Source organism: Cyclobacterium jeungdonense, from assembly GCF_010994275.1.
In the GTDB taxonomy this organism is placed as follows: Bacteria; Bacteroidota; Bacteroidia; order Cytophagales; family Cyclobacteriaceae; genus Cyclobacterium; species Cyclobacterium jeungdonense.
On sequence record NZ_WMCD01000001.1, the window covers coordinates 893,175 to 905,579 of the forward strand.

Here is a 12,405-nt window from a genome sequence, read left to right on the forward strand (position 1 = left end):
ATTAGTAATTATACACAAGGATGATAGAAAAATCAGAAAAAATTATTTTTTCGGTAAGCAGTTTTTTGCAAAAATGCCCTACTTTGGTACTTGCTTTTCGTTTCCAGCTTGCGAACCAGGAAACGAACCGCTCAAAAGTGAACGAGAACAAAACCATTATTCATAGATGATTAGCAAATACCTGAACTATATATTCCTGATTTTTATAACTGCCGCATGCCAGCAACAGGAACTGCAGAAACCCGTTTTTGATATTTCTCCCGAAGAGCGCCTGGACCCGAAAAGAAAAGAAGCTCCCTACCCACGAATAGAAATCCCTGAGGGTGTGGATATGGAATCGGCCCGATGGAAAGGCATTGACCTGACACCGACTGCACCGGTAGTCCCCTTATCGGCCGTTGAGGAACAAAAGACATTTCGGCTGCAACCGGGCTATCATTTAGAGCCGATTCTGGCCGAACCGCATATACAGGAGCCTGCAGCCATCCAGTTTGATGGCAATGGAAGGATGTACGTGCTAGAGCTTCGAACCTACATGCAGGATATTGATGCCACAGGGGAATTGATGCCTGCAGGCCGTATTTCTCGTTGGGAGGATACCGATGGGGATGGCATCTACGAAACGGGCGTTGTCTTTTTGGATAGCCTGGTATTTCCGCGCTTTGTAGTTCCTTTTGGGCCTAATACCATCTTGTCCATGGAATCAAACGAGGATCATGTGTACAAATTCACAGACACCGATAATGACGGAAAAGCCGACAAAAAAGAACTATTTGCCACCGGTCTCGGCCGATCCGGAAACGTAGAACACCAAACCAGCTTCCTGACCTGGGCCATGGACAATTGGATGTACAGTACCTACAATTCCCGCCGAATCCGATGGACGTCGGAAGGAGTTATTCAGGAATCCACCGGCAATCCTTACGGGCAATGGGGTGTGACACAGGACAATTATGGACAGGTTTGGTTTCAAGATGGGGCCGGTGGGGTGCCTCAAAACTTTAACTTTCCTATTGTTTATGGAAACTTTAGGGTGGAAGGACAGTTTCAGGAAGGCTTCCGTGAGCCATTTAGCCTGGTCGGATTGGCGGATTTCGAACCCGGAATGCGGGAGGCAAATCCCGATGGTTCGCTTAACAATGTAACCGGAGCCGCAGGAAATGACGTATTCCGTGGAGACCGTCTACCTGAAGAGCTGGTTAACCAATATTTCTACGGAGAACCCGTAGCCCGTATCGTACGACAGGTTCGGTCCGACAAGTCGGAAGGATTAACCTACATTCAAAACCCCTACCGTGATCAGGCGACCGAATTTATTCAATCTACCGATCCCTTATTCCGGCCCGTGGACATGGCTACCGCTCCAGACGGCACCCTGTACATCGTAGACATGTATCGTGGCATTATTCAGGAAGGTAACTGGACCCAGGAAGGCAGTTACCTGCGAACAAAAATTCAACAGTACCAAATGGACGACATTGTGGGCAACGGACGCATCTGGAGGCTAACACACGAAGACCACTCACGGAGTACCGAAAAACCACGTATGTTTGAGGAATCTGCCAGTGAACTGGTGCAGCACCTGACCCACCCCAACGGCTGGTGGCGGGATAAGGCCCAGCAACTGCTTATCCTACGACAAGACCGGTCGGTTGTACCCGAATTGGAAGCTATGGCCCGGAACCATGAGAATGAATTGGCTCGCATTCATGCCCTGTGGACCTTGGAGGGACTGGGGTCACTGAAGGCTGATTTGGTACGTGAATGGATGCAGAGTGACAATCCAAAATTGCAGATTCAAGCCCTACGTGCCGGAGAAACGCTCTACAAATACGGTGATAAAGGTTTGGAGGCCGATTATAAGGAAATGATGGATGAGTCAGATCCTCAAGTAGCCATTCAGGCATTATTAAGTGCATACGTACTCAATTTCGGGGATGTGGAAAACCAGATGCAAACAGCACTGGCCAATAACCAGGTAAAGGGAGTTCAAACAGTAGCACAGCAGACTTTGGATAAAATAGCCGCTGCCCGGGAAAGGGCGGCCACACAATATACCGCTGCAGAAAGGGTCCTCTTTGATGAAGGAAAATCCATTTTTGATAGTTATTGTGCTACCTGTCATGGTGTAAAAGGGCTCGGAACGCCTACCGGAGGAGCTGGTGGAGAACTCCTCGCCCCTGGATTTTCGGGGTCGGCTCGAATTCAAGGTCATCCGGAGTATGCCGTAAAAACCCTGTTGCACGGACTTACCGGTACTATTGATGGAAAGGAATACGAAGGAGTCATGATTGCCATGGGAGAAAATACCGACGATTGGATCGCCTCTGTGGTATCTTACATCCGGAATGATTTTGGCAATCAGGGAAGCTTTATCAGCCCGGAATACGTAGCACAAATAAGGGAAGCTACCCAAGATCGGGATAGCAACTATTCCCACGATGCGTTGGTGGCGGAAGTACCCAAGCAGCTTTTTCCGCAAGACAATTGGCGGGTAAATGCCAGCAGTACCGCCTTGCAGGGAGTGGGTTCTACCCGAGATCCCGGTTATGCTTTTGGCTTTAAGGGCTGGAAAACCGACGAAACTCAAAAGCCAGGCATGTGGTTTCAGATTGTTCTCCCGACTCCTCAAAATCTGGCTGAAATCCAGTTTGATGCGGGAGAGGAACAGTTTCCGGGCAACTATGCCGTGGAAGTATCTACCGAGGGGAATGAATGGAGAGAAGTGGCTTCAATTAAAGGAGAAAAGGGCGTAAATACGGTGCGTTGGGAAGATAACTCAGCGGTAACTCAGGTTCGATTAGTAGTTAAGGATGCGCGAATTCAACCTTGGGCCATGAAAAATTTACGGTTGTTTGCCCGTTAGTTCAAAATTTTACTGAGTAAGAAAATCCCTCCTCGGGTAAGGGCAACATTAAAACCCGGGGAGGGAGAAAAATGGAGAATGCATTCCATAAGGATTTTGGATATTGTTTCCGGATCAATTTTTTATAATTTTTTTTGTTTTTATATAACAAAATAAGTAACTTTTTTAAACATTAAGTGATTTCCAACTTCCAAAATTCAAAAACAATGATTTACACACTTAAAGGTAACCTAACTGGGGTTCAATGTGATGATCATTTTATGCCCCTGTCGAATACTACTGTCAGGCTTTACAGATCGAGAGCCGACGTAAACGAAGCTACTGTATTGGTAGCAGCGCAAGCCAAAGAGACCTTTCAGATTATCGATGAAAAAGGTATAAAGTCCAAAGAAAAGGACTTATTGGCCGAGTCTAAAACAGACGAATCGGGAAATTATACTTTTGAAATAAATGGTGATAAAGCCAAATATAAGGGAGAAGCGGTGGAATTTGCTGTTTTCTACGCTGAGGTTCCTGATTATGGTCAAAAGAACACTGAAAAACCAAAAAATTTCCAGCCATTCCTGGCTTCTTTGAATGTACTTCAACCAAAGTGGCGGGAAACTAACAACGGGCTGCAAGCGAATTGGAATTACCGTATTTCCAATAGGATATGGTGTCAGATTCTTTCTATCCTTGACATTTGGTTGATTTGTGGGCTGGTAAGCCATTGTGAATCGCAGCAAGCCCTTGCGGGCATTGAAGTAATTGCGATGGATGATGATGTTATTTCGGATGACCAGCTGGGTTCTGCCATTACGGATGAAAATGGCCGCTTCTGCATTTATTATAGGTCCAAGGATTTTAAGAAGACATTTCTTTCTCCCGTGGTCAACGTGGAAACTCCCCTGTTCCCGTGGGGAAACGGACCTGATATTTTTTTCAAATTTGCCTTTGGTGGATCCATTTTTTTCGAAGAACTACCCAGTCGCGCCAGACAGGCTGATCGCGAGAATGTGGGTAACTGCTTTTGCGTGAGGCTTTGCCTCAGAGACCAACCCGATGGAGGAAATGGCACCGGACCGATAGGATACTTTTTTGCTATCGGAGAGTTAAGGCGATACAACTCAATCGTAAACATAAATCCGGCCTCTGGCAAGACGGTCGGAAAACCAATCTCTAGCTGGAATGATCTGGCTTTTTATCAGAATCTGGCGTTGGTAGGTGCTCTCACGGAAAAACTTAACGGAGCGCCTATGGAATACAAGTTTCAATATACTGAATTGACAAGCCCCGGAGACCCGGTACCTATATCGCCAGGGGCCTGGACGGATGTGATTCCCACCCAAATTGCAAATACGGTCATCGGATATGGATGGAAGCTAACGCCCGGCTTTGAGTATGAAGATATCGCGATAAATGCGGTCGGTAGCCAAATTCCGGTAAGCTTTAATGGCAATTGGATCGTGGTTCCACAAAGTGGTTCCCTACCGATGGGCTTCAACCTTGTATTGAATAATAATGGCCCGTTAATCAAATTGATTTCCTCGACCATTGCTGGTACCCCTGTTGACATGGGAGGTTTGATCCCGGGTAATAGTACCACTTCGGTCAATCCCTTACAACAAAACAGGTATTTTAGCCTGAGGATGATCAAAAGGGAAGCAGGAAACCCGAGCACTGAAGTGGTTGCAGGTGTATCCCGGCCACTGGCTATATTCAACACCAAATACCTCAACGTTCCTCAGCGTGGGTCCTGGTTGCCGACTACAAATAGCAATGAACTGGGCGTCGCTTCAATAGATCTGGATGAATTGGCTACATCCGGAGGCTGCAGTACCATTACCAATACCCTAACAGCAAAATATACCGCCGCAAATCCAAACCTAGGAGCCGTCAGTTTAAATATGACTGGTCCCGGTGGTCCCCACAGTTTCGCACCCGTAGTAGAAACCACCCCGGGGGAAGAATCCCACGGGACATCTGCTTACACAGGTAGCGTGGAGGCTCTGCCTAAGTGCTCTTATGAAGTTCGCCTATCGGCTGAACTCAAACTTACCAATGGCGAATCCCAACACGATGGCATTTGGGATCGGGTATTATTTTGCAAATAATAATTAGCCCCGGGAAATTTTCCCGGGGCATCAAAACCACCTACAGTCCGAAACCACGACTTATTATATATGTGTAAAATCCAGACCAATTCGAGTTATATAATACTTGTTTTTATCATTTTCGCTGAAATTAGTTCGCTGACCGCACAAATACTTAAACAACCCATACCTGATAAAACGGTAGTTTTAACTTTTGATGACGCCCCAGCCAGCCATTATTCCCATGTGGCGCCGCTATTGAAGGAAAAAGGCTTCGGAGCTACCTTTTTTGTCTGTGAGTTTCCACCAAACTATGGGGACAGCAGCATATACATGAACTGGCGCCAAATGCAGGAATTGGACCGGATGGGTTTTGAAGTAGCCAACCATACCCATAGCCATGCAGGGGTAGGAAAACTTCCGAAGGAAGAAATCCGGCAACAAATCGAATACATTGAAGAAAAAATGGATTCCCTGAATATGAGAAAACCGATCAGTTTTGCTTATCCCGGTTACAGCATGAGTGAAACGGTGTTAGCCGTGCTGGACGAGAAGAACTATCAGATTGCCCGTGCAGGAGGCAGCAGGACTTACGACCCTTTAGCAGATCATCCCTACCTCCTACCCAGCTGGGCTACAGATGATACGAATGAAGAAATGATTTTGGATGCTTTGGAAAAAGCGAAAGATGGAAAAGTAGTTATTTTGACGATTCATGGGGTTCCTGACCAGGAACATCCCTGGGTAACTACTTCTCCGGCCCTCTTTTCAAAATACTTGAATTTTTTATCCAACCGTCAATATAACGTTATTTCCCTTCAAGATTTATCCCGTTACATCGACTTTGAAGAAGCCAGCCGCATACTGGAAGCAGACCTTAGTAAGCCGCTGAAGAATTAAGGTTTTCAAAATAAAAAGGGGGCTGAATTTTCTCCCTTACTTACAAGCGTAATCCAATCGTGTCGATGTGACGATTATTTAGATGATTGCTTATAAAATAATTTTTGGCGATATCATTGAGCACGAATTTATAATTGGATGTTACCGAAACTTCAGTAAATTTAATTAATAAATCAATCCTTCAATAATACTAGATGATCTGATGAAGAAAAGATATTGGACAATCATTCTGGTATTACTTATCCTATTGGTTACCTATTTTTCCGGGCCTCGAATACCAATTCCAGTCTATTCTAATGAATTACCGGAACTACCCACGGATTTAACCGAATTGGAAAACCTGATTCGGTCTCAGGAAAATCGGGAACCCTTGAGGAAAGATAACGAGGCGAGGATTATTTGGCATCATGATACCGCAAAGGTGACTCCATACAGTATCGTTTACCTGCATGGATTTGCCGGATCTTACCGCGATGGGTATCCCGTAAATGTGCAAGTTGCAGATTCACTGGGCGCAAATATTTTCCTTTTCCGAATGGCAGGTCATGGTTTGATACCCCCCGCTTCTTTAGAAAATTTTTCCCCAACTTCCGCCTGGGAATCGGCTTTAGAGGCCTTAAAAATTGGTAAAACCATTGGAAAGAAAGTGATCATCATAAGTACTTCCACCGGTGGTACCCTTGCATTGAAGTTGGCCCAGACCTTTCCTGAATCGGTATATGCCCTAATCAATCTTTCGCCAAATATCGAAGACAATATGAAAGCGGCATTCTTATTGAATTCGCCCTGGGGGTACGAAATAACGCAGCTTTTCATTGGGGATTACCGGAAGATTGCCCATGAATCAACCTTAGCAACCCAATATTGGGATACAGTGTACACCTCAAAGGCATTGGTAGATCTTCAGGTTTTAGTCAGCACTACTATGAAAGAAGAATTGTTTAAACAGATACAATGCCCTGTTCTAACCCTTTACTATTATGAGAATATTTTGGATAAGGACCAACATGTGGAAATAAATAGGTATCCTGAAATCCATCAACTATTTTCCATCCCGGATTCTCTAAATCAATTGACTCCACTCCAAACCCCAAAAACCCATTTCCTAGGAAGTGATATCAAATCCAAAGATACAGAAGTGGTATTACAGGAGATATTAAAATTTTTTAAAGATAAGCTTAGCATTTTGAATTGAACGTCAATTTTACCGAAATCAAGTACGGCCCAACCATCAACAAATTAAACAGGCAGAAAAGTAGTTTTTAATTCTTCCATGCTAATGATTTTTTGAGGGCTTGATAGGCTGAAATCAGTAATTTCCTTCATAAATAAGCCAAGGGAATGCTCTTGTTCAATTTTTGGCCATGAAGGAGGTGAAAATATCCAATTTCCAGCTTCATCCTTCATATGACTCCTGTCCGAAGAAAAGGCATTAGTAAAAAAAGCACTGGAGAATGATTTGAAATAGGGCGCATTTTCCGAATTTTCGTTCGCTGGCCCAAAAGTGAGGTTTAGGTAACTATCTAGTGGAACCGGCAATTCCAGGCTGGAGTCCAAATCATAAATAGACCACATCCCCTGATCAAAAACCAAAAGTACCACATGATAATCCCAGCATACCGGATCGGTCTCCAACATGGATTTTTGATGCCAGAAAGAGCAGTTCCGAGTCTCATTGGAAATAATCAAAACCTTTTTTTTCAATGATTTTAGATCAGGATGCTGACACAGGTGCCAAATGTTCTCCTCACAATAATTTTTGGTATAGTTATATAGCCGTTCTGCCATTTGCGATGTTATTTTTTAAAGTCATACCAGCTTGAAAATTCGTTGAAGAATACGTTTAGATATAAGGCCGGCCAATTATTGGATCTGGTAATCGAATTATCAGCTACCAATCTTTCATCCAAAAACAACCTGCAACCAAGTTTAGAGATGCTTATGACGGTATCAGGGTAATACATACCCAGTTCTATTTAAGTTCCCAATGTCCGGTTTTAACTCAGGTGATTTAGGTTAAAAATCCCAAACCCAGGAACATATTGTATCGCGCAAGTCACTGCACCAGTATGTATTCGTTCCAGCCACTTCCATCTGGAACGTCAATTCTGCAAAAAAAGCATTGCCGATACCGTCCACTCCGGCATAGCGCTTGGGTTCATAATCGTTATTTTCGGCCACCGGATTCGTATTAGCTCTTTCGAGCAATTCCAACCAAAAGGCTATCGGATCTGTCCTCATTTCCTCTGCCAATTCATCCAGGAATGATTGTTCTGCACCGGCCATAAAATTCAACCTCGGAGTCTGGAATGCCCCAATGGTTATCTCGGAATTTACCTGCCATTCTTCAGCCAGGTAATTGTCCACAGCACCAGCTGGAAAACCATTTGTATGAAAAGGGTGGTACGGATGTCGCCGGCTTTTGCCTTGCCAAAAGTAACCCTCAAATTGAACCCTTCCCATAGAAAGAAAAAATCACTAACTTTATAAAGTCCGAAAAGGTTTATAGACGTCTTGATGGGTAAACCATTACAAAGGAATCGCTTTGAATGGGTGTTTTTAATGAAATTCATGCGCCTTTCAATTCAGAGTCACAAAAAGACGCTATTACCTGATAAAACTAGAATACCCTCTTTTGACGGAAAGAAAAATTAAATTCCTAACTCACAGTATTCTTACCCATGAAAGCGCTATTAGTTATCTTGTTTTTCCTGATTGCGACCGGGCAGTCACCGGGACAAACCCCCGAAAATGATGCGGCCTCTGACAGCCTGATGATTACGATTTTTATGAAACATCACCAGGACAAGAACATTGAGGAACTTCGGGAAATCCGGAACAACAATGGCTTTTTAGAACAATTTCCCCCTCCATCTGCCAGGGTAATCCAATGGTTTGTGATGATGGGCATTGGTCAGGTAGTTACCGTTAAAATACCTGCCAGTGAATTGCGAAATCTAAATATAGCCGTTGAAAAAAGCGTTTGGGGGGCATTTTCTACCGAATTTTACCCAACGTACGATCTGTACCCGCATATCTTGGAGGAAAAGAAAAAGTTGAAATCGCAACATGAAGAATAAAACCTGCCTGGTAACAGGAGCCAATACTGGAATTGGATTAGCTACAGCAAAAGCGCTTTGCAAAAATGGTGCGCGGGTAATTGTCTCCAGCCGTAGCAAGGAAAAAGCAATGCGTACGATGGATGCCATTCGGGAAGAATTGCCCGATGCAGATCTGGATTATGCGCTGGCTGATTTAAGTTCGCAAAGAGAAATCCGTAAAATGGCTGCAGGTCTCAAAAACTCCTATTCCAAACTGGATGTGCTGATTAATAATGCCGGAGGCTGGTTTTCTACGTTCGCGCTAACAGAAGACGGCATTGAGCGGCAGTGGGCCATTAACCACCTGGCACCTTTTCTGTTGACGCAGCAGCTTCTGCCCTTGCTGATACAGTCTGAAGATCCCCGTATTATCACGGTAAGTTCGGATTCTCATTTTCATGGGAAAATTCACTTCGATGATGTAAACCTCAGGCAAAACTACCATGGCCTACGTGCCTATGCCCAGTCAAAGCTGGCAAATGTCTTGTTTACCCGGGAATTCGAACGGAGAAAAACGGAGAGAAAGCTGAGCTCCTATGCGGTTCAGCCGGGATTGGTAAAAACCGATATCGGACTTAAGCATACGCTGAGTCTGCATGGACTCGCCTGGAAAATACGCAGGCTTACCGGCAAGTCTCCCGAAAGAGGGGCAGAAACCTCGGTTTACCTGGCTATTTCTAAAGAAGTAGGTGGAATTTCAGGTGCTTACTGGGATAAGTGCAAGCAAAAAAACCAATCTAAAAAAGCTAATTCGAGCGAAGACGCCTCACGGTTATGGGAGTTGAGCAAAGAAATGTGCGGTATTGATACGTATTTTGACGGGTAACATCAATGCGTGCTATATACCCGGAAGAGCCGTTCCAACAGGTTCATTTTAAGGGAGGTGGGCACGAGTTTCATCATTCGAACAAGGACTTGATTCACCCTGCCGGGAACGATGACCGCCTTTCCTTTTAAAAGCCCTTCCAGACCTGATTTAGCCACTTTTTCGGGACTAGCCATTACCCATTTTGCCCGGTTACCATGCGCATTCGCACGCATCAGCGAATCGGGATTGGTCGATACCGGACCAGGGCAAACCACGGTAACAGAAACAGGCCCGTTTTTTTGTTCTTCTCTTAACGCCAGGGAAAAGGCATAGACAAAATTTTTAGAGCCAGTATAAACGGCCTTGTAGGGCAAGGGAAGGGTCGCCTCCATGCTGCTCATGTTCAAAATATACGCCTGGGATTCCTTTTGCAATAAGGGTAAAAAATAATGACACATGAGTACCATCGCCTTATTGTTAAGATCCATAATTTGAAGGTATTTTTCCAAAGCAATGTTTTCAAAGCGACCTCCTACCCCCATTCCGGCGTTATTAATCAGCATTTGAACGGACAGTTTTTTATCCAGGCAAAATTGAAACAGGCTTTTCACGCTGCCAATTGCTGTTAAATCCACTGGAAAGATCAATACGGTCACAGAAAAGGAGCTTTCGAGTTCCCGTTGGACTTGTTCGAGTTTGGAGTCCGGAAGAGCTACCAGAAGCAAATTTCTGCCTTTCTCTGCACATTCAAAGGCAAAGGCCTTTCCGATGCCCATACTGGCACCGGTAATGATGGTAAAAGTATTTTGCTTCATCTCGTGAAAATATAAAATTTGTTTTGTTTTTAATTGTAAATAAAAGTAATGAACCCGGTAAAGGATAATTTAACATGTGCATTCAGGCAAAATTACTAATTGATGACTGGCTTTGCGATTCATTTACCCTAATTTCTTACCTTTATGGCCCATGCAAAACAACGATATTTTACGAAGCTTACGGTATACTTTTGATTTTGGTGACGATCAGATGATCGGGATTTTTGGGCTTGGAGGCTTGGAAGCATCCCGTGCTGAGGTCAGCGATTGGCTTAAAAAAGACGATGACGAAGCCTTTAACCCCCTGAGCGATTTTAAATTAGCCGCTTTTTTAAACGGACTGATTATTCACAAAAGGGGAAAGAAAGAAGGTCCCTCACCCCTGCCCGAAAGCCGGCTTACCAATAATCTGATCCTTCGAAAACTGAAAATTGCCCTTGATCTAAAAGATGAAGGTATGATACATTTACTGAACCTTGCTGGCCGCCCTATCAGTAAGCACGAGCTAAGTGCTTTTTTTAGAAAACCGGAACAAAAGCAATACCGTCTTTGCAAGGACCAAATCATGCGAAATTTTCTTCAGGGATTGCAACGAGAGTACCGTGGTTCTGCCAACGATAAGGAGTAAGTCAATTGATCCCACTGATAGCGAATCAAATACTTTTCCGGCTAGGCATTATATTTGGTTTTTCGAAAATAAAGCAGTAGTCTTGTCTTGAAAAGGGCATTTGTAGCATCTTTGCTTTCGAAAAGCCCGTCAAAAATTTTCAACGCATTTGTTCAATTCATCATTAAACTCATAAAATTATCATGTCCAAAAAAGTCGTAACCCTTGGAGAAGTGATGCTTCGCCTGTCCACACCTGACTTCAAGCGTTTTGTGCAGTCAGATACTTTTGATATTACCTATGGAGGAGGAGAAGCCAATGTAGCGGGAGCACTTTGCAATTATGGTCTGGAAGGAACATTCGTAACCAAAGTCCCTGACAATCCTATCGGCCAGTCTGCCATCAATCATTTGAGAAGGTACGGGGTAGATACCCATTTCATTGCCAAAGGTGGAAAAAGGCTAGGAATTTATTTTTTGGAAACCGGTGCCTCCATGCGGGCTTCTCAAGTAGTATATGACCGGGCCGATGCATCCATCGCCGAAGCAGAGATATCGGATTTCGACTTTGATAAAATTTTTGAAGGTGCTGTTTGGTTTCATACCACAGGAATCACCCCTGCCCTTAGCGACAAGGCAGCAGCCTTGACCGAAGCAGCCCTGAAAGCTGCAAAAGCAAAAGGTGTAACTACCAGCATCGACCTGAACTACCGCAAGAAACTGTGGAGCAAGGAAAAAGCCAAAGAAGTAATGACAAGGCTTTGCCAGTATGTGGACGTTTGTATCGGCAATGAAGAAGATGCCGAGACTACACTTGGATTTAAAAGCAATGAAACGGATGTTACCAAAGGTGAACTGAATTTGGAAGGATACAAAGACGTGTTCAAGCAAATGAAAGAAAAATTCGGCTTTAAATACATCGCCTCCACCCTTAGGGAAAGTTACAGTGCATCTGACAATGGTTGGAGTGCGTTGGTATATGATGGTAATGAATTTTATCATTCCAAAAAATACGATGTACGGATTGTGGACCGCGTAGGAGGCGGAGATTCTTTCGCAAGTGGCTTTATTTATGGCCTGGTAGAAAAAATGGCTATGAAAGATGCCTGTGAATTTGCTGTGGCCGCATCTGCTCTAAAGCATACCATTCCTGGTGATATGAACCACGCTACGCTTGCCGAAGTCAAGGTATTGATGGGTGGAGATGCCAGTGGAAGGGTTCAACGATAATATTCAA

General features: G+C 44.2%; 10 protein-coding genes and 1 pseudogene. 8 read left to right on the forward strand and 3 right to left on the reverse strand.

The window, feature by feature from the left end; all coding sequences use genetic code 11:
• Positions 1 to 166 precede the first annotated feature (166 nt).
• The 4 genes from GKS34_RS03465 to GKS34_RS03480 all read left to right on the forward strand — a co-directional run bounded on the left by GKS34_RS03465 (position 167) and on the right by GKS34_RS03480 (position 7,033).
• On the forward strand, positions 167 to 2,866 hold the full coding sequence (locus tag GKS34_RS03465) for a DUF7133 domain-containing protein (protein ID WP_163383401.1): 2,700 nt from the start codon (positions 167 to 169) through the stop codon (positions 2,864 to 2,866).
• A gap of 206 nt (positions 2,867 to 3,072) precedes the next feature.
• Positions 3,073 to 4,959: a transthyretin-like family protein gene (locus tag GKS34_RS03470; RefSeq protein ID WP_163383402.1), complete on the forward strand. Its 1,887-nt coding sequence runs from the start codon at positions 3,073 to 3,075 to the stop codon at positions 4,957 to 4,959.
• Between the two features lie 69 nt (positions 4,960 to 5,028).
• Positions 5,029 to 5,838, forward strand: a complete 810-nt coding sequence (locus tag GKS34_RS03475) for a polysaccharide deacetylase family protein (protein ID WP_163383403.1) — start codon at positions 5,029 to 5,031, stop codon at positions 5,836 to 5,838.
• Between the two features lie 202 nt (positions 5,839 to 6,040).
• Positions 6,041 to 7,033, forward strand: a complete 993-nt coding sequence (locus tag GKS34_RS03480) for an alpha/beta hydrolase (protein WP_163383404.1) — start codon at positions 6,041 to 6,043, stop codon at positions 7,031 to 7,033.
• Positions 7,034 to 7,077: 44 nt separating this feature from the next.
• Here the strand turns inward: GKS34_RS03480 and GKS34_RS03485 are convergent, their stop codons facing one another.
• Both GKS34_RS03485 and GKS34_RS03490 read right to left on the reverse strand, forming a co-directional pair.
• Positions 7,078 to 7,626: a protein N-terminal glutamine amidohydrolase gene (locus GKS34_RS03485; RefSeq protein ID WP_163383405.1), complete on the reverse strand. Its 549-nt coding sequence runs from the start codon at positions 7,624 to 7,626 to the stop codon at positions 7,078 to 7,080.
• A gap of 348 nt (positions 7,627 to 7,974) precedes the next feature.
• Positions 7,975 to 8,247, reverse strand: a pseudogene (locus GKS34_RS03490) (xanthine dehydrogenase family protein molybdopterin-binding subunit); the annotation flags it as partial.
• 272 nt (positions 8,248 to 8,519) lie between these two features.
• Here GKS34_RS03490 and GKS34_RS03495 point away from each other — a divergent pair.
• Together GKS34_RS03495 and GKS34_RS03500 are read left to right on the forward strand one after the other, a co-directional pair.
• Positions 8,520 to 8,918 (forward strand): hypothetical protein, encoded by a 399-nt coding sequence (locus GKS34_RS03495; RefSeq protein WP_240459178.1) that lies wholly within the window; start codon positions 8,520 to 8,522, stop codon positions 8,916 to 8,918.
• On the forward strand, positions 8,908 to 9,765 hold the full coding sequence (locus tag GKS34_RS03500; RefSeq protein WP_163383406.1) for an SDR family oxidoreductase: 858 nt from the start codon (positions 8,908 to 8,910) through the stop codon (positions 9,763 to 9,765). Before GKS34_RS03495 ends, GKS34_RS03500 begins: the two co-directional genes overlap by 11 nt.
• Before the next feature lie 2 nt (positions 9,766 to 9,767).
• Here the strand turns inward: GKS34_RS03500 and GKS34_RS03505 are convergent, their stop codons facing one another.
• Positions 9,768 to 10,562, reverse strand: coding sequence for an SDR family NAD(P)-dependent oxidoreductase (locus tag GKS34_RS03505; RefSeq protein WP_163383407.1), 795 nt, complete (start codon positions 10,560 to 10,562; stop codon positions 9,768 to 9,770).
• Between the two features lie 151 nt (positions 10,563 to 10,713).
• Here GKS34_RS03505 and GKS34_RS03510 point away from each other — a divergent pair, with 151 nt between their 5' ends.
• Together GKS34_RS03510 and GKS34_RS03515 are read left to right on the forward strand one after the other, a co-directional pair.
• A complete protein-coding gene (locus GKS34_RS03510; RefSeq protein WP_163383408.1) occupies positions 10,714 to 11,190 on the forward strand; it encodes a YehS family protein in 477 nt (158 codons plus the stop codon).
• A gap of 182 nt (positions 11,191 to 11,372) precedes the next feature.
• A complete protein-coding gene (locus GKS34_RS03515) occupies positions 11,373 to 12,398 on the forward strand; it encodes a sugar kinase (RefSeq protein WP_163383409.1) in 1,026 nt (341 codons plus the stop codon).
• Positions 12,399 to 12,405 lie beyond the last annotated feature (7 nt).